This window comes from Spiroplasma diminutum CUAS-1 (genome assembly GCF_000439455.1).
Lineage (GTDB): Bacteria > Bacillota_I > Bacilli_A > Mycoplasmatales > Mycoplasmataceae > Spiroplasma_A > Spiroplasma_A diminutum.
The window spans coordinates 66,087-92,900 of sequence record NC_021833.1 but is presented as its reverse complement, the minus strand read 5'-3'; the positions used below and the strand labels follow the sequence as shown (position 1 = coordinate 92,900).

At 25.2% G+C, this 26,814-nt stretch carries 24 protein-coding genes, 1 other RNA gene and 1 riboswitch; of the genes, 3 read left to right on the top strand and 22 right to left on the bottom strand.

The features are described from left to right. Complete coding sequence (locus tag SDIMI_RS00435) at window positions 1-1,530, bottom strand: ABC transporter ATP-binding protein (protein WP_020836025.1); 1,530 nt, start codon at window positions 1,528-1,530, stop codon at window positions 1-3. 66 nt (window positions 1,531-1,596) lie between these two features. Then, window positions 1,597-2,976 carry a BMP family ABC transporter substrate-binding protein gene (locus tag SDIMI_RS00430; RefSeq protein WP_020836024.1) on the bottom strand — a complete coding sequence of 460 codons (1,380 nt, stop codon included), beginning with the start codon at window positions 2,974-2,976 and terminating at the stop codon, window positions 1,597-1,599. A 163-nt stretch (window positions 2,977-3,139) separates the two neighbouring features. Next, window positions 3,140-3,234, bottom strand: a riboswitch (purine riboswitch). A 109-nt stretch (window positions 3,235-3,343) separates the two neighbouring features. Here SDIMI_RS00430 and SDIMI_RS00425 point away from each other — a divergent pair. Then, complete coding sequence (locus SDIMI_RS00425; RefSeq protein WP_020836023.1) at window positions 3,344-3,895, top strand: hypothetical protein; 552 nt, start codon at window positions 3,344-3,346, stop codon at window positions 3,893-3,895. Here SDIMI_RS00425 and trmB read toward each other — a convergent pair. From trmB to ssrA, 4 genes are all read right to left on the bottom strand, one after another. Next, window positions 3,892-4,542 carry a tRNA (guanosine(46)-N7)-methyltransferase TrmB gene (gene trmB, locus SDIMI_RS00420; protein ID WP_020836022.1) on the bottom strand — a complete coding sequence of 217 codons (651 nt, stop codon included), beginning with the start codon at window positions 4,540-4,542 and terminating at the stop codon, window positions 3,892-3,894. The two genes, SDIMI_RS00425 and trmB, sit on opposite strands and share 4 nt — an antisense overlap. A gap of 10 nt (window positions 4,543-4,552) precedes the next feature. Next, complete coding sequence (gene mgtE / locus SDIMI_RS00415; protein ID WP_020836021.1) at window positions 4,553-5,986, bottom strand: magnesium transporter; 1,434 nt, start codon at window positions 5,984-5,986, stop codon at window positions 4,553-4,555. Window positions 5,987-6,006: 20 nt separating this feature from the next. Beyond that, entirely contained in the window at window positions 6,007-7,962 is a 1,956-nt protein-coding gene (locus SDIMI_RS00410; RefSeq protein ID WP_020836020.1) for an EAL domain-containing protein, read from the bottom strand. A 43-nt stretch (window positions 7,963-8,005) separates the two neighbouring features. Beyond that, window positions 8,006-8,418: a transfer-messenger RNA gene (ssrA, locus tag SDIMI_RS04525) on the bottom strand. 89 nt (window positions 8,419-8,507) lie between these two features. Between ssrA and SDIMI_RS00405 the strand changes: the two genes are divergently transcribed. Then, window positions 8,508-8,948, top strand: coding sequence for a hypothetical protein (locus SDIMI_RS00405; protein ID WP_020836019.1), 441 nt, complete (start codon window positions 8,508-8,510; stop codon window positions 8,946-8,948). A gap of 41 nt (window positions 8,949-8,989) precedes the next feature. On the opposite strand, the gene SDIMI_RS00400 is transcribed toward SDIMI_RS00405, so the two are convergent. The 7 genes from SDIMI_RS00400 to SDIMI_RS00370 form a co-directional block, all read right to left on the bottom strand. Further along, window positions 8,990-10,003: a hypothetical protein gene (locus tag SDIMI_RS00400; RefSeq protein ID WP_020836018.1), complete on the bottom strand. Its 1,014-nt coding sequence runs from the start codon at window positions 10,001-10,003 to the stop codon at window positions 8,990-8,992. Window positions 10,004-10,116: 113 nt separating this feature from the next. Further along, window positions 10,117-10,557: an SsrA-binding protein SmpB gene (gene smpB, locus SDIMI_RS00395; protein WP_020836017.1), complete on the bottom strand. Its 441-nt coding sequence runs from the start codon at window positions 10,555-10,557 to the stop codon at window positions 10,117-10,119. Between the two features lie 14 nt (window positions 10,558-10,571). Further along, the gene (gene rnr, locus SDIMI_RS00390) at window positions 10,572-12,668 is read right to left on the bottom strand and encodes a ribonuclease R (protein WP_020836016.1); all 2,097 of its coding nucleotides are present in this window, start codon (window positions 12,666-12,668) and stop codon (window positions 10,572-10,574) included. A gap of 29 nt (window positions 12,669-12,697) precedes the next feature. Continuing rightward, window positions 12,698-12,991, bottom strand: a complete 294-nt coding sequence (gene secG, locus SDIMI_RS00385) for a preprotein translocase subunit SecG (RefSeq protein ID WP_020836015.1) — start codon at window positions 12,989-12,991, stop codon at window positions 12,698-12,700. A gap of 83 nt (window positions 12,992-13,074) precedes the next feature. Continuing rightward, window positions 13,075-14,103, bottom strand: a complete 1,029-nt coding sequence (locus SDIMI_RS00380; protein WP_020836014.1) for a hypothetical protein — start codon at window positions 14,101-14,103, stop codon at window positions 13,075-13,077. A gap of 24 nt (window positions 14,104-14,127) precedes the next feature. After that, window positions 14,128-15,162 (bottom strand): hypothetical protein, encoded by a 1,035-nt coding sequence (locus SDIMI_RS00375; protein ID WP_020836013.1) that lies wholly within the window; start codon window positions 15,160-15,162, stop codon window positions 14,128-14,130. A gap of 17 nt (window positions 15,163-15,179) precedes the next feature. Beyond that, entirely contained in the window at window positions 15,180-15,794 is a 615-nt protein-coding gene (locus tag SDIMI_RS00370; protein WP_020836012.1) for a LemA family protein, read from the bottom strand. A gap of 83 nt (window positions 15,795-15,877) precedes the next feature. On the opposite strand from SDIMI_RS00370, the gene SDIMI_RS00365 reads away from it, so the two are divergent. Beyond that, a complete protein-coding gene (locus SDIMI_RS00365) occupies window positions 15,878-16,273 on the top strand; it encodes a rhodanese-like domain-containing protein (RefSeq protein ID WP_020836011.1) in 396 nt (131 codons plus the stop codon). A 38-nt stretch (window positions 16,274-16,311) separates the two neighbouring features. Here the strand turns inward: SDIMI_RS00365 and SDIMI_RS00360 are convergent, their stop codons facing one another. From SDIMI_RS00360 to uvrA, 9 genes are all read right to left on the bottom strand, one after another. Then, complete coding sequence (locus tag SDIMI_RS00360; protein ID WP_020836010.1) at window positions 16,312-16,533, bottom strand: helix-turn-helix domain-containing protein; 222 nt, start codon at window positions 16,531-16,533, stop codon at window positions 16,312-16,314. Between the two features lie 2 nt (window positions 16,534-16,535). Then, on the bottom strand, window positions 16,536-17,483 hold the full coding sequence (gene whiA / locus SDIMI_RS00355) for a DNA-binding protein WhiA (RefSeq protein WP_020836009.1): 948 nt from the start codon (window positions 17,481-17,483) through the stop codon (window positions 16,536-16,538). A gap of 31 nt (window positions 17,484-17,514) precedes the next feature. After that, window positions 17,515-18,867, bottom strand: a complete 1,353-nt coding sequence (locus SDIMI_RS00350; protein WP_020836008.1) for a prolipoprotein diacylglyceryl transferase — start codon at window positions 18,865-18,867, stop codon at window positions 17,515-17,517. A 63-nt stretch (window positions 18,868-18,930) separates the two neighbouring features. Next, on the bottom strand, window positions 18,931-19,863 hold the full coding sequence (gene trxB / locus SDIMI_RS00345) for a thioredoxin-disulfide reductase (RefSeq protein ID WP_020836007.1): 933 nt from the start codon (window positions 19,861-19,863) through the stop codon (window positions 18,931-18,933). After that, window positions 19,847-21,232 carry a prolipoprotein diacylglyceryl transferase gene (locus SDIMI_RS00340; protein ID WP_020836006.1) on the bottom strand — a complete coding sequence of 462 codons (1,386 nt, stop codon included), beginning with the start codon at window positions 21,230-21,232 and terminating at the stop codon, window positions 19,847-19,849. The genes trxB and SDIMI_RS00340 overlap by 17 nt, the downstream gene beginning before the upstream one ends. Next, window positions 21,225-22,154, bottom strand: a complete 930-nt coding sequence (hprK, locus tag SDIMI_RS00335; RefSeq protein WP_020836005.1) for an HPr(Ser) kinase/phosphatase — start codon at window positions 22,152-22,154, stop codon at window positions 21,225-21,227. The genes SDIMI_RS00340 and hprK overlap by 8 nt, the downstream gene beginning before the upstream one ends. A 54-nt stretch (window positions 22,155-22,208) precedes the next feature. Beyond that, on the bottom strand, window positions 22,209-22,910 hold the full coding sequence (locus SDIMI_RS00330) for a folate family ECF transporter S component (protein WP_020836004.1): 702 nt from the start codon (window positions 22,908-22,910) through the stop codon (window positions 22,209-22,211). Continuing rightward, window positions 22,873-23,970 (bottom strand): bifunctional folylpolyglutamate synthase/dihydrofolate synthase, encoded by a 1,098-nt coding sequence (locus SDIMI_RS00325; RefSeq protein ID WP_020836003.1) that lies wholly within the window; start codon window positions 23,968-23,970, stop codon window positions 22,873-22,875. The genes SDIMI_RS00330 and SDIMI_RS00325 overlap by 38 nt, the downstream gene beginning before the upstream one ends. Next, complete coding sequence (gene uvrA, locus SDIMI_RS00320; RefSeq protein WP_418064536.1) at window positions 23,963-26,806, bottom strand: excinuclease ABC subunit UvrA; 2,844 nt, start codon at window positions 26,804-26,806, stop codon at window positions 23,963-23,965. The genes SDIMI_RS00325 and uvrA overlap by 8 nt, the downstream gene beginning before the upstream one ends. Window positions 26,807-26,814 lie beyond the last annotated feature (8 nt).

Here is a 26,814-nt window from a genome sequence, read left to right as displayed (position 1 = left end):
CTAGTGACCCTTTCCTAACATCATTCTTCCAATATCTTCTTTTTTAACACCCTTACCTGAAAATTCTCCAACTAATTCTCCTGAATTAATTACAAGTATTCTATCTGCCAAAGCCATTACTTCTGTTAATTCATAAGATACAAGTAAAATAGCTTTTCCTTCATCTTTTGCTTTTAAAATTTGTTCATGTATAAATTCAATTGAACCAACATCAAGTCCTCTTGTTGGTTGAAAAATAACTATTAATTTACTTTCTGCAGACATTTCTCTTCCAACAATAACTTTTTGTTGGTTACCCCCTGATAGTTGTCTTGCTATTGCAAAACCTGATTGAGCATTTCTAACATCATATTTTAATAATATTTTTTGTGCATATGTTTGAATTGCAGCAAAATTTATTATTCCAAATTTACTAAATTTGCTATCTGATATATCTTGAAGTACACTATTCTCAAGCAAATTTAGGTCTAATACTAAACCATGCTTATGTCTATCTTCTGGTATATGTCTTATCTTATACTTCTTATATCTATTTAAAATTGATTCTTTTGAAATCTTCATATCATCTATAAAAATTTCCCCTGATTCAATTTTTGACAGACCAGTAATTGAATTAACTATTTCTTGTTGACCATTTCCTTCAACTCCTGCAATGGCAACTATCTCTCCTGCTTTAATTTCTAAATTAAAATTTTTAAGACCTAATATTTTATGATTATGTTCTTTTTTTACAGTAACATTGTCCATTTTTAAAACAATTTCATTTTTGGAATTTTTATAATTGTTTTTTATTTCAACTAATTTTCTGCCAACCATTGCTTCAGCTAATTGTTCTGGTGTAGTTTTTGATATATCAAATGTATCAATAACTTTACCTTTTCTAATAACTGTTGCTGAATTTGCAACTTTTCATATTTCTGCCATTTTATGAGTTATAAATATTATTGTTTTACCTGCTGCTTGAAGCTCTTTCATAACTTCTAATAATCCATCAATTTCTTGTGGTGTTAAAACAGCTGTGGGTTCATCAAATACTAATATATCTGCATCTCTATATAAAATTTTTAATATTTCTGTTCTTTGCTGGGCTCCAACTGTTGCAGAACCTGCAACTTGATCTAAATTAACATCGAACTTATATTTATCTATAATTACCTTAATATCCCTTTTTATTTTTTTTGAATTAACAATAGTCTTTGCAAAAACATCTTCTGCACCAAGAGCTATATTTTTTCAAAGCGGGAATATATCAACCAATTTAAAATGTTGATGTACCATACCAATGCCTAACTTTGAAGCTTTAATAGGATTAGAAATTGATTCTACTTTCCCATTTATCTTTATAGACCCTGTTGTTGGTTCATAAATACCAAATAATATAGACATTAAAGTAGATTTACCCGCACCATTTTCTCCAACTAAAGCATGTATTTCATTTTTTTTAACTTTAAAGTTTATATCTTTATTTGCAACAATTGTTTTGTTAAAAATCATAGATATATTTTCCATTTCAACTGCGTATTGGTTCATATTTCCTCCTTACAAATAAATAACCGATAAAAACCGGTTATTTAATCTGAAATTTATTAGTTATTATTATTCTGCTCCTGATTCTGGTCCTGTAGCAGCTAATAATTTATCTGTAATAGTTTTTGCATAAGCTGTTATAAAATCAGTTGCTAAGTTCTCATTTCAAGCGTCTTTAACATTTTCAAAATAATATTCTGAAGATGCAATTATATATTCTTCTTTAAATAATAAAGAAATAGCGTCATGTAAATTTTTATCTACTTTATTATTTCCACCTTGAGAGAATTTTCCACCCATATAAATTGTTTCACCTTTTCAATCAGTTTTTGATTCTTGATCTTCTGTTAAAACAGCTTTTTTGATGTGTTCATCTGCAGCAGTTTTAAATGCTTCATTATTTGAATAAGTTGTCATTGCTGCACCAGCTACTGTAGCTGATACTAAATCCTTTTCAGCAGATGTAATAAATTTATCTGAATATGTTTGATAAGAATCAACTTGATTAGTATCAACTCCAACAACTAATGTTTTTGAATTTGCTTCTCTTATTTGTTGTAGTAAGTCTCCAGTTTGTGGACCGGCAACTGCCATTACAACGTTAGCACCTTGTCCAATCATTTTTTTTGAAATTTCAGTACCTTTTCCTGCATCAAAACTATTAGTAAAGAAATTAATATTTTCTAGGTCTTTACTTCCGTCTTGCGAACTAATTCTTGAAACATTTACATTTAAAAGTTTATCAAGTGAATTTTCCTCTGCTCCTGCTGATGTAAGTAAAGTTTTAATTGCTTCCTTTCCTTTTTCTTCAGCTTTTAACGTATTATAAGCGTCAATTGATGCTAGATAACCATGCATAAAGTTATCAACAGCTTTTCCATTAGGAATTCCACCAAATGTTGCTAATTTCAATTCACCATCATTAGCTGTATTATAATTTCCATTTGCTAATGATCATATAATTGAAGCCATTCCTGAATAGAATGCAGATATATCAGCTCTAAATAAGAACCCAACAGAGTTTTCAATTGCTTTTCCACTTGCATCTGTTGCAGTACCATCTAATAAGATTGTATTTCCATTGTTTTTTCCAATAAGTTCTGATGCTGTTTTTAAATTATCTTCATTATGTTTAAATCCAGGTAAGATAAGAGTTTTTGCACCAGAATCTGCTGCATTTCTGTATCCATCTTTCAATTCACTTAAAGTTGCTGGTTGGAAATACCCAATTCCATCGTATTGTTTATCTTCATTAACTCCTAGTAAATTCATTATTTCATTTCCACCATCATATCCTGATTGGTTAAATGATTTATCATTAATTTTTCCTGCATCTGTTACAAGATATATTTCATTGTATGGTTTATATTTTTTAACACACGCAACAACAGTTGAAGCACTTGAACCAACAACTGCTACTGCCATTAATCCTGATATTAATTTTTTCATTGTATTATTTACCTTTCATAATTTATAATAAATCTTCTATTATAAATTTCCCTAAATATTTTAATAGTGTTTTATTTTTATTAAGTTTTGGCGTAAATAAGCTCTTGCTATTATATTTGTAAAAAAAGAGTAAACTTTCTAATATCACTGCTGAAAAAGTTTACTCCTTTCTATGTATACTTTTAGAAATGTATAGGTACATTGTAGAAACATCAGCCCAATATGCTGACTTATAAAAGCATTTTACTTTATTTACAAATCTATTATATGACTTTATTTGAAAAAAAGTAATACTTTTTGTAAATTTATTAAAATCTTTTTGCAAAACAGTGCGATATCTTTTATATAATTAAAAAAGGTGAAAAAAATGGATTTCAAAATAATTAAAAAGGACTTAAGAAAACCAATACTTTGATTTGGTTCAATTACTCTATCACTTATTGTAATATTTTCAATAATACTTTTAAGTCTTCCTTTATCTACAAAAAACAAAATATCGTTATTTTGTCAAATAAATCTTAATTTTATATTAGTTTACTTAATATCTACTTTAACTAATCTAAGTAAATCTTCAATTTCGTTATTCTATAATATGGAGATTACTACAAATTTAGAATCAAAAGAGCAAGAATTAAATGTAATAAAAAATAGATTTATAATAATATTTATTAGTATTTTTACAGTTGGAGCATTCTTTATTGAATTGACAAGTGGGTCTATGATAAATAAAGTTAGTTGATCTGAAAATGCAAAAGAAGTTTGATGAATATTTTTTATATTATTTTTTATAAATTATATTTATTTATACTTATTTTTTGAAACTACAAGATATTTAATTTCAGAAAATTTAGAATTTAAAAAATCATATTTAAATTTTTTAAATAATCCACCAAAAAAAGAGGTTCCTCTGAAGGATTAAACCTCTTTTTTTATTACTATTTTATTAATATTTTTTCCCAATGAGCAAAATTTTTGCTCATACTCAGTTGCAATATTATCTTTTAATAGTTCATCATTAGAATATAAATCATTTGTATTGTAAACTATTTTAAACTTTGATTTTTCAATTTCTTCTAAACTAAAATCATATAATTTATCATTATCAGTTTTTATTTCAATTATTCCATTATCTTGTAATAACTCCCAATATATTTCCAAAAATTTTATATATGTTAGTCTTTTTTTATAATGTTTTGCCTTTGGTCATGGATCAGAAAAATTAAGAAATATCCCTTTTAAAGAATTAGGTTCGAAAATATCCAATAAGTTTTCTGCGTATCTATTTAAAAATATTAAATTTGATGAATCAAAACTTTCTGTTGTCATTGCTTTTTTTAAAGCTACTCCTATCACTGTAGTTTCTTTTTCCATAGCTATGTAATTTTTATCTTTATTTTTATTAGCTTGTCCAATAATAAATTGACCTTTACCACAACCTACTTCTAAAAAAGTATCTTGGTTTTTATCAAATACTTTTGTTGGATTTACTTTCCCATTTAGAGTTATCATCTTATTTAAATTTTCTTCAATATAGTTTTTTGTTCAATTTTTATTTCTTAATCTCATTTTAATTCTCCTAATTAATATAACTTACAAAGAAAATTAAACCAATTGCAAAGAATAATGCAGTTGATAAAGCATCAACAATTGTTGTTAATAATGGTGAGGCCATTATAGCTGGATCAATTTTTAATTTCTTTGCAATAATTGGTAGTGTTCCTCCAATTAATTTAGCCATTATTAATGCAACATACATTGAAATAGAAAATGTTGCAATTGTGTATCATAGAACTGGTTCACTTAGATCACCTTTGAATTCTATTGAGTATATAACTATCATTCTAATAAAATTAACACTAACAAGTATTAAACCAGTTACTAATGCAACTCTAAATTCCTTTCACATTACTCTAGTAAAGTCTTTTGTTTCAACTTCTCTAAGTGACAAGGCTCTTACAACCATTGTTGAAGATTGAGTTCCAGCATTTCCAGTAGTTCCAGAAATAACTGTTAATAACGGAGTTAATAAGAACATTACTATATTATTGATATTATTTGTATCCTTTACATAATAAATATGCATAAAAATAGAAAAAACAATTTGAGATAAAGTAGCTGTTATCATTAAAAATATTAATCATACACTTCTTGATCTAACCATTTTTCAAACACTAGTTTTGAAATATTCATCATCTGTTGGATTAATACCTGCCATTTTATGAATATCTTCTGTAACTTCTTCTTCAATCACATCTAATACATCGTCTACTGTAATAATACCAACTAATTTTTGTTGAACATTAATAACTGGCAAAGTTGTAATATCATACTTTTTAAACATATCTGCTACAGTCTCTTGATCATCTTTCGTATAAGCAAATAAAACTCTTTCATCCATTATTTCAGATATTAATGTTTCAGCTTTTGAAAAAACTAAATCTTTTAATTCAATAGTTCCTTTTAAATTATTTAAGTCATCAACAACATAAAAAGTATTATGATCTTCTGACTCATTATCTCTTTCTCTTATTTTATCTATTGCTTCATTTACAGTTCAATTTACTTTAAATCTTGTATAATCAACACTCATTATACTTCCAGCTGTATCATCATTATATTTTAATATACTATTAATCTGCGCCCTAGCTTCTGGTGTGGCTGATCTTAAAATTTTCTTAACAATATTTGAAGGCATTTCTTCAAGAATATCTACGATATCATCTGCATATAATTCTGTAAAAAGTTCATTAACTTGTTTTGAAGACATTGTGCTAATTACTTCTTCTTGTATATCAGCATCTAAATGTGGAAAAATTTCACTACTTGTATCTGTTGTAAAAAGTCTTAATGCTATAACAATTATTTTCTCATCTAATTTTTCAAGAGCTTCTGCTAGATCTTGTGGATAGTTATTTTCTTCTAAATCTCTTAATTTTTTTAAATCATTTGAGATTATTAATGCTTCAATTTGCTTACTTAATTCTTTTACATTGTCTTCTCTCTCTAACATTTACTTCATCCTCTTTCTAATTATTTATTTAATAAGTATTTTAGTTCATCAGAAATTACCTCTTTTGGCTCAATAGAACTTCCAATAAGTTCTCCTCTGAATAATTCAACACCTAATGATTTTAAATGTTTATAAATTATATAGCTATTTACACCAGTTGCAATTAATTTTGCTTCTAATTTATTTGCAATTTTAAGACTTTCGATTACTATGTTTTCATTTTCTTTATTATAATTTATTTTTCTTGAAATTTCATTTTCTAAGAAAATAAATTCAGGTTTATACGAGTCTAATAAAGCAAAGTCAGTTTTTAAAGAACCAAAATTTGAAACAGAAACTCTTATTGATTTTTGTTTTAGTATTTCAATATTTTTTTGAAGTTTTCTTTTATTGTCTACTTCCTTACTTAAATCAAAATTTAAAATAATCTTTTCTAAATTTATTTTAAGATTTTTTAGTTTTAAAATAAATTCTTCTGAATCAAATTCCTCACTTGAAAGATAATCACTGTCATAATCCATAAAAAAATCCTTAGCTCTTACTTCATTATTTTGTTTAGAGAGTTTTTTAAAAGATTGCAATGAGATATATCTTAAAAAATAAGATTGTAATCCCATATCAAAAATAAGTTTATTTTTTTGTTCAAAAAGGTCTGAATTAATTTCTAATCCTTCAATCATTCCATTTAAAAAATAAGACTGGAAATCTTTTTTTACAGAAGAAAATATGGGCTCAAATAGATTAACAAATTTATTTAAGTTAACAACTTCGTTTAAAGAAAGCATTTTTTTACTTTGATTTTTTTCTTTAAGAATTTCCATTGGGTTTACAATTACATTCTGTTCTTGATATGTCAATAAAAGGTTATTGGCAACATGTTTGTTATATTCTAATAAAGTATCTAAATTATTTGAATGAATTCCATAATAAGAACAAACAGATTTTAATTTTACAGATATTCTGTATTTATCAATCTTAAAATTAGTAGTCATTTTAGAAAAAACTTTTTTAATGTTTTCCAAATCTTTATTTTTAGTTTCTTGAAAATCTTCATACATTTGAAAAGGAATAAAGACAGCGAAAGTTTTATAATTTGGTTTAAAAAAAACTACATCTTTAAATTCATCTTTTATAAGATTGAAACTTTGTTCAGAAATTGAATGCACAACTTCTTCTCTAATTTCACTACTCACTTTTGATTCAAATTTTTCAAAATTAGATATAAAATACGTTAGATATATACCATATTTAGTTTTTGTTTCTTGTATCTTATTTAAAATTTGATTATGTGCTGAAGAAAAATTTAAATAATAAATATTGTCATAAGTAACAATATTTTGTAATTTTAAAGCATGCAAATATATTTGATTTATAACTGCAATATATACATAAGTTAAATAACCACTTCCTAATCAAAAAAGTAGATTTGTTAAATTTAAAAGTGTAGCAGATGTATTAATTGTGGCTATACTTCAAATAAGTCCTGTTAAAAGAATTACTATAGTTGTAATTGATCAATTTGATCAATAAGATAATTTTTTTCAAGTTACATTTAATAAATAAGTTAAAAAAGGAATTATATAAGCTAAAGTTAGTACCATTATAGTCCAAGTATCTGTTGGCTTACCAAAATATTGTCCAAATAAAGAAGAAAATACTAAAAGATTTAAAATATTACATATTAATATACCTATACTTGAAAATGGTGAAATGAAAAATATTGAAACTCAATATAAAAAAGTTGGTAAAAAGATTGTTAAACCAAGACTACCAAGATTATCAACATTTGCTCCTAATAGTGACATTATAATAATTGAAAATGTTGAAATAAAACCTAATATAAAACCTAATAATATTTCATAATAGATTTTTAACTTAACAAACAGATGTCTTGTTAAGCCCCAAAATATTGTGTAACAAAGAGCTATGATTGTTGTATAAGAAAGACATGTAATTAATATTGTTATAATATTCATAAATTTACATTCCTTTCTTATATAACAATTAAACATAAAAAAATGGTGGAGATGGCGGGAATCGAACCCGCGTCCAAAATACTCCAACCCATAACATCTACAGTTTAGTTGTCTCTAACTTACACTACAAACCAACAGAGGCAACAAGATTTAAATTTATAGCGCTAATGATGGTATTTCGAACAAATTTATCATTAGAATCATTCATTCTATTGTACTAGGTAATACGTTAATCAATGAAGTACAAACACATTTCTTAACGTTGAACTGCTATAAACTTTAAAAGTTTATTAAGCTGCTAAAGCAACTCCAGCTGTTGCATTATTGAACATAAATGCTGGCATTTCAAATTCATTTTTTTCTTCGTTTGCATTTTATCAAACCTAGAAGTATTAAGGTCTACCAAACCACTGCAGTTATGAGTCAGCTGTATCCTGTCGAAACCAGGACACCCCCATAAATATATTATAAAACAATATTTAAATATTTCTAAATCTATTAATTTATATATTAAAATAAACTTATACGTTTAAGAAAGGTAATATATGGATAAAAGAGCAAAAACATTAGGGGTAGCTGGAGCTATAACATCATTAATTATAGATAGCTTAGCTTTATTAATTACATTTTTAGTTATATCTTTATTAAAAAAATATGCATTAGAAGAAGTTAAAGAAATCGGTCCATTTTATAATGTATTTCTAATTATAATTGCAATAATTTTTGGTATTTCGACTATTATAAATATATTTATTCTAATAATGTTATTTAAAAAGAATCTAAAAAATCCTTATTTATTAGGAATATTTCAAATAATTATTGGTTCAATAAAAATATTAGTTGGTTTTTCAAATTTTATTGGACTAATTGGTGGAGGATTAACATTAGCAAGTGGAATAATTATAATGTCAGAAAAAGATAAAGATAAAGAAAATAAAAAAACTGACGAAAGGGATTTAAGAGATCCCAATATAAAACCCCAGTAATAAAAATGTATTCTTTTTAAAGAATACATTTTTATTACTTTCTATCTTATAGTTGATATATAAGATAATGACCTTCTAATTAAATCTAATTCTAAAGTCATTTTTTTTGTTATTAATTCAAAAACATCTTTCTTATTTCTAAGTTTTGTGAAATCAAAGATTCCAATTGGATATATTTCTTGAGATATAATTACTTTTTGCATGTAAACTCTATCATTGACACCCATTGAAAAAAAATCTATATCTGCCAATCCTGATAATGTATCTAAAACTATTGGAGTTAAAAATTTAGGTCCTGCTGCATCATTAGAGGTTAAATTAGTTGAATATCTATTATTAAATTCAATTGATTCAGTTTTATATTCTCCTGCAAACCTTCCTGCTATTCTTATTTTCAAATCGTAACATTCTTGTTGAAGTTTTTCATTTTTAATAAAAATGTTATCAATAGATGAAATTAATGAAGTTCTTCTATTTCTTTTTTCAGAAAATGATTCACCATATTCTGCTTGAGAATGTAATACTGGTTTATCAATTCTAAATATGGTCTCTTTATTATTAAAAATAAAACTTATATAATTTAAATCTGTTTTTACACTAGGAGCAGGTAATGATGATAAATAACTATTACGAGATTTTGAAGTTCTTACACATGAACTATCAAAATTTAGTTGATAAAATTTAACATCCCTTATTCCATAAATCTCCAATTGCTTTGTTAAATATTTTTCATATATTTTCTTTAATCTGTCATCACTTCCAAAATATCTATTCAAATTTTTTGATAATCTTATTCTTATTTTTGGTAATAAAAGCCTTGTTAAAAAAACTAAAAGAATCCCGAATAAACTTATTGGAATAATAATAGTAAATGCAATTTTATTATTCTTTAAAATTAAAATTGCACAAAGATCTAATAATGCTATTAAAATAAATACAATAAAAATTACTCTTGCTCAATTTCTACTTCTAGCATTTTTTGCTGCTTTTCCTATTATATTTTTATCATCACCAAAAATTACCTTTAATTCATTTAAAAGTATTTCATCTAACATATTTTTCCCCCTTAATTATTTTATATTGCCTTTCTTTGCATTAATTTTATTTTACATTATTAATTTAAATAAACTTATAGTAGGAAATAAAAAATAAAAGAAAATATATTCTTTTACTTAATTTTATTTAATTTTCTTTCAATATCTCTTTGTTTTATAGTTTCTCTTTTATCAATAAGTTTTTTACCTTTTCCCAAACCTATTTCTAATTTAGCATAATTGCCTTTTAAATATAATTTAAGAGGCACTATTGTTAAATTTTCTAATTGAACTCTTTTTAATATTTTTTTAGTTTCTTCTTTATGCAATAATAAAAGTCTAGTTCTTGTTGTTTCTTGTTTGACATAATTTGCAAATTCATAATTTTTTATATTCATGTTTAATATTTCTACTTGTCCTTTTCTAATAAGAATAAATGATTCATCAATTGATACATCCTTATTTCTTATTGATTTAATTTCCGGTCCTGTTAAAACAATCCCAGCTTCTCAAGTATCTAATATTTCATAATTAAAATAAGCCTTTTTATTTTTTAATAATATATGTTCACCCATTTTATTCACCACCATTAAGCAAGAACAAAGTCAATAATCCTTTTTTTAACATCAGCATTTTTGACTTTAATCTTAATTTTTTGACCAAGTCTAAATATTTTATTTTGCTTATTTACCATAATGCTTGTTTTATCATCAAAAGTAAATTCAGGTAATTCTGATATATGTATTAATCCTTCAACACAATTATCTAATTGTACAAATATTCCAAATTTTAAAACCGCAGCTATGATACCTTCAAATTCTTGTCCGATTTTTGATTGCATATACTCTGCCATACATACTTTATTAACTTCTCTTTCAGCAGAGACTGCCTTTTTTTCTGTATCATTTATTATAGAACATGCTTTTAAAACAAATTTTTCATTTTGTTCTAATTTAAAATCTCTCAAGTCTTTATCAACAAGATATTGTTTTAAATATCTATGAACAATTAAATCACTATATCTTCTAATAGGACTTGTAAAATGTGTATAACAATTACTTGCTAAACCAAAGTGCCCTATGTTTTCTAATTCATAAGCTGCCTTTTCCATAAATTTAAGTAATGTAACATTTATTACATCTCTTTCTGTTGAATCTTTAATTTGCTCTTCAATTTGTTGAAGAGCATCTTTAATTGTTTTAGGATTTATTTTATCTAGATCACTTAATTTTACATTGATTCCTAGAGCTCTTAAAATTGAATGTCATTCAATTAAATTTTCTTCTTTTGGAACATCATGGTTTCTATATAAAAATGGAAGTTCTTTATTAAAGATCACACTTGCAACACATTCATTTGCACTAACCATAAAATTTTCAATTAGTTTTTCACTAATACCCCTATCACGTTTTGCAATTTCAATAACATTTGAATCTTTATCCAATATTATTTTAGGTTCTGCTATTTCAAATTCAATTGCTCCTCTTTTTGATCTTTCATTATCAATTATTTGATGCAACTCTTTTGCAGTCATCAACATTTCAATTATTTCTTTACTTCTAGTGGATTGATTATTTTTATAAAGTTCATTAACTTCTTTATATGTTAATCTTGCTTTTGAAACCATTATTGATTCATAAACTTTTTTTGAAATAACTTTTCCATTTAAATCAAAATCAATTTCTGCAACCATGCAAAGCTTTTCTTCATTAGGGTTCAAACTACATACTCCATTTGATAATTTTTCTGGAAGCATTGGGATAACTTTATTTGCAAGATAGACTGAATTACCTCTAAATAATGCTGTATTATCGAGAGGAGAAAATGGAGTTACATAATAACTTACATCAGCAATTGCAACAATAAGTTTATACCCACCTTGTATTTTTTCAACATATATGGCATCGTCTAAATCTTTTGAGTCCACTCCATCAATAGTAACTAAATTCTTATCGACTAATGAATTTGCAAGTCTTCTTTTAATTTTGAAATCATTATAGTCTATTGGTTTTGCAACTTCATTTGCATTTTCTATTGTTAATTTATTAAATTCAGGCTTAATATCGTATTCATATGCTATAGAAATAATTCTATCAATTGCTTTATTTGCATCACCAATTACTTTTTGAATTCTAACAAATAATTTTCTGTCTCTTACATCTAGGAGTTTCACTTTTAAAATTAAGTCTTCTTTTAATGTGTAATCTTTTAAATTAACCATAACAATTCTATAATTTTTAAATCCTGGTTCATTTGGAATGAAATCTAAAAATCTTCCATCTTTACTTTTTACAATTTCTCCAACAAGAGATGTTTTAGATCTTAGAGTAATATCTTCAATTGTAGCTTTAAATCTATCATCATTTTCTTTTTGAACTGTAAAAATTACTTCATCGGAAGTTATTGCCCCATGAAGCGCATTTGGTGGAACAAAAAAATCTTCATCATCGCTATTGAATTCTTTTACAAAACCAAAACCTTTATCATTTATTTTAATTGAACCTAATTTATATGTTTTACCAACAAAGTATATTACATTTTCTTTTGTTCAACCTATTAAATGTTCTTCTTGAAGTTCTTTTAATACAGTTGTTACACTTTCATGATCTGCTGATATTTTTTTCAATAAATCATTTAAGTGTATTTTTTCTTTTTTTTCTCCTTGAGATAGTATTATATTTTTCATAACATTTCTTTCTATTAAAAAAAACACTATTAACGCAGAACAGTGTTTGAAATAATTCCTATTACAATTGTAATTATAAATAGTGTGATTCCTAAACTGAACATTCAAATAGATGTTGTTTTATCTACTCCACGCTCTTTAGAATTGGAAAATAATTCATCATTTCCCCCATTAAGAGCACTTAAACCAGTTTGAGAACTTTTGTTCTGTACTAAACCAACAATTATCATTAATACTGATATAACTAAACCTAGAATTTCAAAACCCAAAATTATTTGATTTGCTAGCGTTTGTTGTGAAGCTGTTCCGGCAAGTAAATTCATACAAGGCCTCCATTCATTAAATATATAATACTACATTTGAAATAAAAAGAGAATGATTTCTTTTAATCATTCTCTTTTTAAATCTATTTAAGAAAACTTATATAAGCAATTGATCTAGTAAATAAATTAAAATCTGAAATTATTTTATTTTCAATTAAAGCCATTAATTTATTCTCATTAAATAACATAGTTAGATCCAAAATACCTATTGGTAAAATATCTTTTCCAATTTTATACTTTTCAACATAAAGCTGCTTTTCAATACCTAATTTATAAAAGTCCTTATCTTCAATATTTGAAAGTAAATCTATAGCATAAGGTGTTAGAAACTTAGTTGACTTTATATCAGAAGAATTAAGATTTGTTGTATATTTTTTGTTGAAAATAACAGACTCCGTTTTATAATCCCCTTTTAATTTGATTTTTGATTGTATTTTAAAACCATTATAGTTTGTAATATATTTTTCATTATTATAAAACAATTGATCACTTGAAAATTTAGTTATCTTTTTCTCTGTAATAGTTTTTCCAGAAGAGTCTGTTGTTGTTTCATAATGAATAAAATGAATAGGTTCATTAATTTGAAAGAAACCTTTGATTCCTCTATAAAAAAATTCAAAATAATTAATTTTATTACTTAGAATTGGTTCATCCTTATTCTTTAAAAAATAATGATAATCCTGCTCTATTTCATTTATAGTAATTTTTGAATTTAGATATATAAATTTAAAACTTTCTAATTCATTAGTAGATATATTTGCATTGAAATAATCTTCATATAGCTTCTGAATATTATTATTTTCATAAAGATTTTTATTTAAAATTTCAGTACTAAATTTAATTTTTTTTAAAAATTTAAAAATTACTATAATTAAAGTAATCATGGTAATAATAGATACTACTGTGAATATTATTGATGATATTCAAATATTATCAAATAGAATAAAGCATATAATAAATAAACCAGTAATTATAAAAATAGATAAAAATAAAAGTACTGAAAATAAAAGTACTTTCTTTTTTAAATTTACTATCGTCTTTATAATATTTTTTAAATTAATATCCATTTCGAAAATATTTTTTATATTTTCTTGTAATTTTAAATTACTCATAATTGTTACCTTTCAATTCAGAAACTATTTCATATATGAAATATATTCAAGAGAATCCAAAAGCATTTCAAATTCTAAAATAATTTTTTTTGAAACAAGTTGAATTAAATTGCTTTTTGTAAATAACTTTGTAAAATCAAAGATTCCAATTGGAAATATATCTTTTCCAACTTTATACTTTTCTACATAAACTTCATTATTAATTCCTAAAGCATTAAAACCATTTAATTCTAAATTCGAAAGTTTATCTAATGCGATAGGTGTTAGAAACTGAGTTGCTTTTAGATCTGTTGATGAAAAATTTGTTGAGTATTTGTCATTAAATAGAACAGACTCTGATTTATAATCTCCCTTTAATTTTCCACTTTTTTTAACTTTAATACCTCTAAAATTTTCTGAATATTTATTTGATTCTAAGAATAAATTACTACTTGAGAATTTTGTAGTAACTGTTTTGTATTTTGATCCATTTTTTGAGTTATTATATGTTCTCTTTCTCTCTATAAAACGAATAGGATTATTAATTACAAAACTTCCTCTTTGATTATTAAAAGTGAAATTGATTGAATTAATTGATTGAGTTTTAAAAGGTGCATCCTTAGTATTTAGATAAGTTTTATAACTGTTTCAAATTTTTTCAATTTTAAATTCAGGATTAACTAAATTAAGTTCTATTTCGCTTAAGCCATGTGCTTTGAAATTAAATTCAAAATAGTTTTTATAAACTAAATCAAGTTTTTTTCCACTAAAAATCTTTTCATTTAAAAGAAGGCTTAATTTTTTTGATTTTCTTATTGTAAATACAATAATAATTAAACTCAATAAAGTTCCAAAAAATAATGTTGATATAGCTATTATATTTAATTGACCATTTTGATTACTTGAAATTAAATTAAAAATTAATACTCCTAGAGAACCTAAAAATATTACAACTAACAATATATTTCAAAATATAAGTAAAACCTTATTAAATAAAATTTTTTTCAATATAATATTTAATTCTGTATTTTCCCAAAAAACTTTCTCTACATCATTCTGTAAATTTTGATTAATTTTCATACCCTAATATCCTACTTTTAAAATTCAATTTTAATGTCTTGTCTTTCAAAATCAGTAATTTCAAATAAAGATTTAAATGAATATCCTAATTGTGCTGCTGCTGAATTTGATGGAAAAACATCTATTGTTTGGTTAAATACACTTACATTTGAATTATAAATTCTTCTTGCCGCTGCAATATTATCTTCAATATCTTTTGTTGAAGACATAAGTTCCTTCACTAATTGTGCAGATTTGATATCTGGATAGTTTTCAAGTTGCATTGTTACTTGTTTTGAAACTCTATCTAACATTGCTGCATTTTTTCCCATGCTCTCTACACTAACTCCCGTTCTCATTGAAGTTAAATTTGATAAAAGCTCTTTTTCAAATTTCATAGATCCTTGAACTGCTTCAATCAATTTTATTAAAGTATCTCTTCTATTTTTAAGTTGTACATCAATTCCAGACTCTGCTTCTGAAACTTTTATATTTAATTTTTTTAATTTATTTATATTTCCAAGATGTATCAATGCTGGAATTATTAATAAAAAACTAAGATACCAAAATAAAACTCCTAAAGGGTTTCTTTTTGGTTTTTGATTAGCTCTATTGTTTATATTGTTAAACTCTTGTTCTGGTGTTATTCTCATTTTTTCTTTCCTCTTATATAATATATTTTACAACTTATAGTTTAAAGAAACAAATAAATATATAATATTATTGGTGATTAAAGATGCAATGATTAGATTATGTATTTAAATTTTTGGAAAAAATATTTAAAACAAATTCATTTAAAAAGAAATATAAGACAAAGAGTAGCAAAAAACTAAGTAATATCCTAAAAAACAAAAATTGACAAGTTATTGATATAAGAAACTCACTCTCTTATAAAGAAAATCATCTTGAGGGAACAATAAATATTCCTATAACTACATTTAATTTTAAATATTTTAAAGTTTTAGATAAAAAATCAAAAATACTTATAATAGATGAGGATTCAAGAAGTCACTTATCAATTTACAAAAGTTTAAGATCAAAAGGCTTTAGGGCATTTGTATTATATAATGGTTATAAAAAAATAAGAAATAACCCTGAATTTGATAATTTGACAAAAGTTATAATATTTTAAAAGTAAAAGCAGAACCTAAGTTCTGCTTTTACTTTTAATTATTCTTTAATTTCCCTAAAAAATTCAATTGGCTGTACATTTAGTGCTTTTGCAATCTTTTCGACTGATTTTAGTGAGATATTTCTTTTACCTCTCTCTGCATCAGAAATGTAATTTCTATGTAACTCAGAACTAAAACTTAATTCCTCTTGAGTTAATTGTGCATCTACCCTTATTTTTTTCATATTTTTACTAAATGTTTTAATTATGTCTTTTTCCATTTTTATTCTCCAATTGTATTTGCCAACTTACTTATTATTTTAAATAAGTTGCTTATTCCTGATTTTGTAATTAATACTTTTTTTTCATTCATCAGGTACTCTAATTCCGAAAAGGAAGCATCCGGATTTTCTAATCTTATTTCAGAAAGTAACTGTGCTTTTGGTGAAAGCTCTAACATGAGATTATTTCTTTGTATTAATTTAATTTCTTCTATTTGTTTTGATCCTGTTAAAGAGGATTTTTGTTGATTATAAATATCAATATTAATCATTCTATTTATGTTGTTACTCACATCTCTATTTATTCTTGTATTCTCAAATTTCATTACAGAAATTGAAGCATCCATAAATTTTAGAAAGTCAGAAACAACAATTGATTTTTTAGCATAGCAAACAAATTTATTTTTTTTATTTGTTACTTTAAAATTAAATCTGTATTTTTTAAGAGTCTTAACTATATAGATAGAAGACTCCTCCTCTTTAAATTGAAACTCTAAATGATAATTTGTAGTTTCAGGTGAATTAACACTTCCTACGGCTATAAAAATTCCTGAAATATATGCTCTTGTTAATTCTTCTCATATTTTTTTTTCATATTTTTCTAAGTTCATTTCAATAACTTTGTTATTTAAACCGGGATGAAAAATATCATTTTCACTTAGAAACTCTAAAACTCTATCAGTTAATAATAATTGATAAATTTTATTTTTTCTAAGTTTTTGAATTTGAATAATTGATATTTCAACGTTTCCGTCATATATAGTTTTTAATATGGTAAATATATTCCTTATAACTTGATTGCTTGTATTTGTCAATTTTAATGCAGCTCTATTATTTGTATATATTAGTTCACCATTATATTTTATAAAACCAGATAAAAGCATTATCTTTTGCTCATGTGTAAATGTATGATTTAAAATTTCTTCTTTCACTTCCATTGCAAATGACATACTATCACCTTATTTTCTTACCTATTCTTTTTTATTTATCTTTGTCTTTTCTAATTTCAAGTTTCTTTTTTAAACTTGCTTTAATTTTTTCTTCTTTTAGTCTATTTTTTTCTACTTTTTTTTGTAATTTGATTTCTTTATTTTCTTCTTTTAGATTGTTTACTTGAATATTTTGCTCAGAATTACTGAAATTAATTTTTTCTTCTAAATAGAAATATTCTTGTTCATAAATTCATCCAGGCTGTCTGAATAAATATGGAACAACGAATTGAGCTAATAAAGAAATACTCAATCCTATAAACATTGATAATCCAATTATTGTCAATGATAATGTTCTTTGATACATTAAAAATAAATGATCATCTGGTCTGCCTAATTCTAAAATAAATCTAACTAAGTTTCATATAAAGAAATATAATCCAGCTTGCACCCCCGTTCTAATAATAGTGTATTTTTCTGGGTTATTACATTCATCTAAAAGTTTGCCTTGTTTTCATTTTCTTTTAATATAATTTTTATCGTTAATATTTAAAATTTCTTTTTTGTATAATTCAATGTCTTTTTTATCATGATTTGCATATAATTCTGATCTTCAGATTTTGTATTTTGGTGTTTCAATTGTAAAAGTATTTGGATGCAATTTTCAAGGTTTTTTACCAATTCATTTACCGATATTTGGAATAACAAAAGTAATAATAACTCATGCTGTAATTAAAGAAATAGATTCATAAAGAAATATTGGATTCATAATGTACTCTGTATTATCTATTAATTCCAGCCCATTAAGTGTTTCACCATTTCCTTGATATTTTCACACCATATTTGTTCTTATAAAATTTGGAAGTCAGTTTAGTGCTGATGTATTACCATTATTTCAAACAGCAATAGGTTTTCCAAAGATTTCATGATTAAAGAAATTTCCTCATCTACCAATTCCTTGTCCAACAAGAACATTTGGAACTATACAATCTGCATATATTCATAATGATACTTTTGTTCTTTTACCAATAAAATAAAACATAATTATACCGATTAGTGTACCTGTATAAACTCCACCATGAATTGCCATTCCACCTTCTCAGAAAGCAAATAAAGAAAGAAAGTCTAGAAATGAAGAACCATTTGTTCCAAGACCATTTGAATTCAATTTTCCAAAAAAACTTGCTCCCATTAAAGAAAATGGCACAACAATTGCAGCTCCCACTCAAAGCTCTGTCAACGGTATACCTCTTCTATATAATTTTATAGCAGAAATACCTATTGCAAAAATAACTCCTAAAGTCATTGTCAATGCATAAACATGAATAAATCCATAATTTTCTTTTACTGTTCATATTCCATCTGGTTTTACTCAATTATTTCCTTGAATTCACCCGTAAAACATACTTATCAACACCTTTTTAACCATTTTATTTTAACATACCAAGTATTAAAAAACCTTGATATTTTAATCAAGGCTTTCAATATAATTTACTGCATTTTGTCCGGCTAATGCTCCATCTGCTGTTGCTGTTGCAATTTGTCTAAAAGGTGTATTTCTAACATCTCCTGCTACAAATAAGCCCTCTATTTTTGTTCTCATTCTTTCATCACCAACTACATGTTTTTCTTCATCCAAAATTTGTATTTGTTTAACAAAATTTGTAACTGGATAATGACCAATAAATGGAAATACAGCATTTACTTCCAATTCTTTTTTTGTATTTTCAATTGTATTTTTTATTTTTATTGAACTTACTTTATCTGAACCTTCAATACTTTCAACTACTGAATCTAATATAAACTCAATTTTCTCATTAGATTGCGCTTTTTGTAATGTTTTATTATCTACTCTAAATTTTTGGCTTCTATGAATTAAGTAAACTTTTGAAACAAATCTTGTTAAAAAAATTGATTCTTCAATAGCACTATATCCTCCGCCAACTACAGCTACGGGCATTTCTTTATAAAAACTACCGTCACATACTGCACAATATGATACACCTTTTCCATATAATTCAATTTCGCCAGGAACTCCTAATAAATTCTCTTTTGTACCTGTTGCAATAATTAAAGCCTTAGATGTCAAATTCTTCCCATTTTCAAGCTCTATATTAAAAATATCTGTTCTTTCGAAATCTTTAAGTCCTGAAAATTCAAATTGAGCACCCATTGCGTTTGCTTGCTCAAAAAAGTGCATTGCTAAATCTGGTCCCTGTATATTTGTAAATCCTGGGTAATTTTCAATTTCGCCAGTTTTTATTACTTTTCCACCAGGTGCTTCCTTTTCTAGAACAAGAACATTTAATCCTGCTCTTCCTGCATAAATTGCAGCACTCAATCCTGCCGGACCAGCTCCAGCAATTATTAAATCGTAATCTGTATTAATATGATTTTTCATATAATCATCCCTCTTCCCTTCATTTTTTTGGTGCTATAAATTGAGCAAAAATAATTACAGCAATTCCAAAAGTTAAAAACATTGTTAAAAATAAATAATTCAATATTTCATTTTCTTTAACAGTCAGTTCATATGGATTTCTAAATGGATCCAAAATAAATCTTAATATTGTATATCCAGAAATATAAACTCCAGCTAAAACACCTGAGTTTACAATTCTATAATCATAAGGATTATTTAATTTATAAAGATTCTTTGAATCTCTTCTCACTCATGAATTAAAGTAATTTTTTTCAATTTTTAATCTTTTTAATTCTCTTCTATAATTCTTAAATAAATCTTTTTTATATATTTTGAATTCATTTTTAGAAATTTTACCTTTTATTAAATTATCCTTTTTCTTTTGAATATCTTGATTAATTTTTCTAGTTAAATTTCTATATTTCTCCCTTGACTGTAACAATTTTATTTTAGATTCATCAATTTTTCTTTGCTCAATATTAACTAATGCTTTTTGTGGTTCATATAAAGTATATGCTTTTTTTCAAGCTCAATTTCTTGAAAGATAAACTTTGCCATTTTTATCTTTCAAATATCTAATTGGAACTTGAGTAGAATAAGATGGTATTTCACTTTGATATATACTATTTGATAAATTTGGAAAATTTAGTGGATCTTTTTTTCAAGGTTTTTTATTTATTATTTTTCATAAATTTGCAATAACAAAAGTTATCAAAATTCATAAAAGTAATGTTGCAAATGATTCATACAAAAATAACGGTTCGTGAAATTGCAGTTTTTCAAACGTCTCTCCTGTATCAAGATTATGAAAATAAAATAATCTATGTCAAATAAAATTAGGTAATCAAGTAATCTTACTCATATTAGCATCTGATATTTCACGTCCTAATATTTCATGATTAAATAAATTTCCTCATCTACCAATTGATTGTCCTAATAAAATATTTGGAACTATACAATCTGCATATACAAAAATAGATATTTTTGTATATCGGCTTTTATGTCAAAGTCATAAAAATGCAGCTGTTCCTCCACAAAGCATTGATCCAAAAAAACTCATTCCAGGTTCTCAAAAGAAAAATAACATATATATTTTTCATTGATCACCACTTGCTCCAAGTTTACCAAAAATACTTGCACCCAAAATTCCAATTGGAAGAGATATATATATTCCATTTAAAAAATCTTTTAAAGGAATTGCTCTTAAATGCAATTTAAAAGCTGAAACGAAAATAACTAATAAAACTCCTGTAATAATAAAAATTGAATACATAAAAGATAATGGATCAGAATTATATGGTATATCTTCGCCATTCTTTCAAATTACGTCAGAAAAAAAATTAATCATTATTAAAATTTAATGCTCTTTCACTTAGAATTTGAGTTTCATCCTTATATAAACCACTTTGTTTAATTTTTAATTTTGCAACAGCAGCTTCGATAATATTTGGAATATTTCTTCCTGATGTAACAGGAATTTTTATATATGGAACTTCAACACCAAGTATCTCATATGTAACAAAAGTATTTCCAAGTCTTTCTGAATCATCAATTCCATTTTTTTTAAATTGAGTTAATTCAATTACTAAATCAATTTTAGTTCTTTCTAAAATAACTTGATAACCATTTGTTTGAGAAACATCGACAATTCCAATACCTCTAACTTCAACTAAATTTTTTAAAATTTCATGACTTTTCCCATAAAGTTCATTTGATTTTTTTGTAATTACGATTCTATCATCACCTACAAATAAATGATTTGTTTTAACTAAGTCTAGAGTAATCTCTGATTTACCAATACCTGATTCTCCAACCAATAAAACACCCTTACCAAATATATTTACACATGAAGCATGTACTTCTGTTAGAGGTGCAAAATAGTCATCCATAAATTCAAGAATATTTTGTGTAAAATCACTTGTAGATTGATTATTTGTTCTTACTAAAAGAGAATTAGTTGCAAGAGCAACATCTATTGCTAATTGATCTTCAAATTTATCAGTAAGAATAATCATAGGAATATTTCTTGTAAAAAGTTTTTGATATCTAATCTTTCTTTCATCTTCTCCAAAATTCATAATGTATGAATATTCTTTTGTAGACATAACTATTATTCTATGAGATTTTTCACCTTCTTCAAAATATCCTGTTAATTCTAGTCCAGCTCTGTTAATACCATAAGCTTCAATTAAATTATTTGTTTTATCTTTTCCAGCTATAATTTCTAATTTAAAAGCTTCAATTATTTTTTTCGCATATAGTTTACTCATTTTTATTACCTCATTAGTAATTATATATAATAATTGGAATAAAAAAATCTAGAATTAATAATCTAGATTTCTTGTTTTATATTCACTTTTAAAACATCAAACATACTCATTATTTCAACCTTCCAATAATTTTCTGATTGGAATATAAGCCAAATATGTAATTGTTATATATATAGGTAAAACAATAGGTAATTTGAATAATTTAAATAACAGATCTGCTCATGCTGCAACTCCTGCTCAAGACATCATTCAAATTTGATTTAAAAATAAACTTTGAAAAATATATGCTGTGCTATATAACACAATTACTTTTAACAAAATTCTTTTATTAGATCGTGTTAAATAAACAAGTGCTCCTGCAAAAGCTAATAAACTTTTTCCAAACATATATCCTGCATGATATCCATAAGGACTTGGTAGAATAACTGCCATCAAAGTATCTGTTGAAATTGCAGATATTACACCACAAATGGGTCCAAATATTAAACCTATTAAAAATAATATTCAATCACCAAGAGCTAATCTGATATTTCCTAATATAGGAATTTTTGCTGTAATACCTGTTAAAACAGCACTACATGCAGCAAAAAGTGCCATTACTGTTAAATGTTTTAAACTAATTTTTTTAAAGGTGAAATTTTCAAGAGCTAATGAACATATTAATATTCCAACTAAAAGAATTACAGCTGCAATATTTGTATACAAATAGAAATTTATATTATTGTTCATTAAATCAATTATAGACAATTGGGGCAAAGTATAAACTTCCACAAACCAATATGTTTTTTTCCTTATTTTTTTCCAAAAACTCTTTTCAATTATCTAATATTTCAAAATTTGAAAACTTATTTCTATCTATTTTTCAAGATTTAATATGATCAAACTCTGTCAAATAAATTTTTCTCTTGCTTTTTTTTAATGTATCCAAAATTTTCATATGTTTCTTACCCTCACTTGAACCAAATAAAATAATTAAATCTTCAATATCTTTAATTTGTCTAGATAATTTTAATGCACCATTATCATTATGACATCCATCTAAAATGAATAATGGGTTATTTCTAAGTATAGTATATCTTCCTAATGGAACTATAGAAAAATCAGAAAATGGAATTCCTAAATATTCTAAAACTTGTTTTGCTAATCCTTTATTAAAACTTTGAAAATATACTGAATCAGAAATTCTTTTTGTATAAACTTTTTCATTATTATTTACTTTAGCAATTATATTTTTATACTTTTTATTATCAGAGCTTATAAAAATTTTAACATCTTTTTTTGCAATAGAAACCTTTTGCTCTATTATCTGTTCAATTGTTTCTCCTAAAATCTCTTGATGATCTAATCCTAAAGATGTAACACATACAGCTAATTGTCTTTCAAAAACATTTGTTGAATCTTTTGCTCCACCAATTCCTGCTTCAATAACTGCAACATCAACTTTTCTTTCATTAAAAAAGATTATTGCAATAAAAGTTCAAATTTCAAAAAATGTTAATTCATATTTTTTAATTAATGACTCATTATCTGAAATTATTTTTTTCAACTCTTCATCAGAAATCATTTCAGAATTAAATGAAATTCTTTCATTGTGAAACAGAAATGCTGGTGAACTAAATAGGCCAACATTTTTAAATTTTTCTTTTAATCCACTAAAAATAAATTGTGATGTTGAACCCTTCCCATTTGTTCCAACAACATTTATTACGTAAAAATTATTTTGAGGATTACCTAATTCTTTTAACATTTTAGTTAAGTTATAATTCTTTTTAAAGATTATATCTGATGGAATTAAATTTTCTTCTACACTAATCATTTAAATACTCCTTTAAATATTTTGCAGTGAAACTTTCTTTACTTTCAATTATTTGTTCTGGTGTTCCTGTTACCATAATTTGTCCTCCACCGCTTCCACCTTCTGGACCTAGATCAATTACATAATCTGAAACTTTTATAAAATCAAGATTGTGTTCAATTGTAAGAACAGTATTTCCTTGATCTACTAAAATATTTAATACACTAATTAATCTTTTAACATCATCTATATGTAAACCAGTTGTTGGCTCATCTAATAAGAATAATGTTTTACCTGTTTGCTTTTTCAATAAAAATGTTGAGAGTTTTACTCTTTGTGCTTCTCCTCCAGATAAAGTTGTAGCATTTTGTCCAAGTTTAATATAACCAAGTCCAACAGCTAAGATAGTTTCTAATTTTTCTCTAATCTTTGGTATATTTTCAAAAAAATCATAAGCTTCTTGAACAGTCATATTCAATACGTTTCAAATATTTTTTCCTCTATATTTAATTTGCAAAGTTTCTTCATTATATCTTTTACCATCACAAATTTCACAAATAACTTCGACATAACCAAGAAATTGCATATCAACACGTACAACTCCATCACCTGAACAAGCATCACATCTTCCACCAGGAACATTGAAACTAAATCTTCCTTTTTTATATCCTCTAATTTTTGATTCTGGTATTTCTGTATACAAATCTCTTATATCATCAAATACAGAAGTATAAGTTGCAGGATTTGATCTTGGAGTTTTTCCAATTGGGTCTTGTGAAACATAAATTATTTTATCAATATTTTCTCAACCCTTCATTGATTTATATTTACCAGGACGAATTAATTCCTTATTTAATTCTTTTCTTAATCCTTTATAAATTACTTCCTCAACTAAAGTTGATTTACCACTTCCACTCACTCCAGTAACTGAAATGAATTTACCTAATGGCAGTGTTACGTCAATGTTTTTTAAATTATTTTCAGTTGCTCCTTTGATTTCAATTTTAAGACCGTTACCTCCTCTTCGTTTTTTAGGAGTTGGAATTGATAATTGTTTTGATAGATATTTTCCTGTAAGTGAATTTGGGTTTTTACAAATCTCTTCATAAGTTCCTTGTGCTGTAATATTACCCCCATCAATTCCCGCACCAGGTCCAATATCTACAATTCAATCTGAAGCTTTCATCGTATCTTCATCATGTTCAACAACTATTAGAGTATTTCCTAAATCCCTTAATTTTTTAAGAGTTGAAATTAATTTATCATTATCTCTTTGATGTAAACCAATTGATGGTTCATCTAAAACATAAAGAACCCCAGATAGTTTTGAACCCAATTGTTTTGCCAACCTTATTCTTTGTGCTTCTCCTCCAGATAAAGTTGTTGCACTTCTTGATAGAGTCAAATAATTTAATCCCACTTCATTTAAAAAACTAATTCTTGAAAGTAACTGATTTAAAACTAGACTTGCAATTTTTTCTTGCTGTTCAGTTAAGTTTAAATTTAATAAAAATGTTAATTCATCTTCTATGGTCATTTCAACAAAATCTGCAATTGATAAATTATTTATTTTTACACTTAAAGCTATATCATTTAACCTTTTTCCATCACAAGTTTTACAAACTTTTGACATCATATACTTTCCATAATATTTTCTATTATCTTCTGATTTAGTTTCAACATATCTTCTTTCAATAACATTTGCAATACCTTCAATATAATCAAAAGATCTTAAAACATTTCCACTTACTGTTGTAATTTTGGATTCTATTGGTTCTTCACTACCATAAAGAATTACATTTAATTGTTTTTCATTTAGTTTATTTATTTGTGAATTTAAATCAATTAAATAATAATCACATAGAACTTTAAATTTTTGTCATTCAATATTTGTTGAGTCTACAAGATTTTTATAATATAAGATTCCTCCTTCACGAATTGATAGAGAAGAATCTGGAATAATCAAAGCTGGATCTGCTTCCAAATTTACTCCAAGTCCTGAACAAGTTTCACATGCTCCATTTTTTTTATTAAATGAAAATAAATTTGCTTCAAGATTTGGAATTGAAAATCCACATTCACTACAAGAATATTTTGTTGAAAATAATTTAGTCTCATTATTTCTTTTTGGATATTGAATTCTAATTAGCCCATTTGAATATCCTAAACCAACTTCAATTGCAGAATATATTCTTGATTGCAAGTCCTCATCATTAATTTTATAAATCAATCTATCAACTACAATATCAATGTTATGTCTTTTATTTTGTTCTAATTCAATATCCTCTTCTAAACTTCTTAATTCTCCATTTACTTGTACTCTTAAAAAATTTTCTTTTTTTAATTTAATTAATAAATCTTTATGAGTTCCTTTTTTATCTCTTACAACAGGAGCTAAAATAAATATTTGATCTTCATCTTGTGTTTCTTTTTTTATTGTTTCAATAATTTCTTTTAATGAAGAAGTTTTAATTGGTCCATGACCGTTAATACAAAATGGTGTTCCAATATTTGCAAATAACAATCTCAAATGATCATGAATTTCTGTTGTAGTTCCAACAGTTGATCTTGGATTATGACTTGTAGATTTTTGGTCAATTGATATTGCTGGACTTAATCCTTCAATTTCATCTACATCTGGCTTTTCAACTGACTTTAAAAATTGTCTTGAAAATGATGAAAGAGATTCAATATATCTTCTTTCTCCCTCAGCATAAATTGTGTTAAATGCTAATGAAGATTTTCCACTACCTGACAATCCTGTAAACACAACTAATTTTTCTTTTGGTATTTCAATATCAATGTTTTTTAAGTTATGTTCTCTTGCTCCTTTAACTATAATTTTTTTATTCATAATTTTACCTT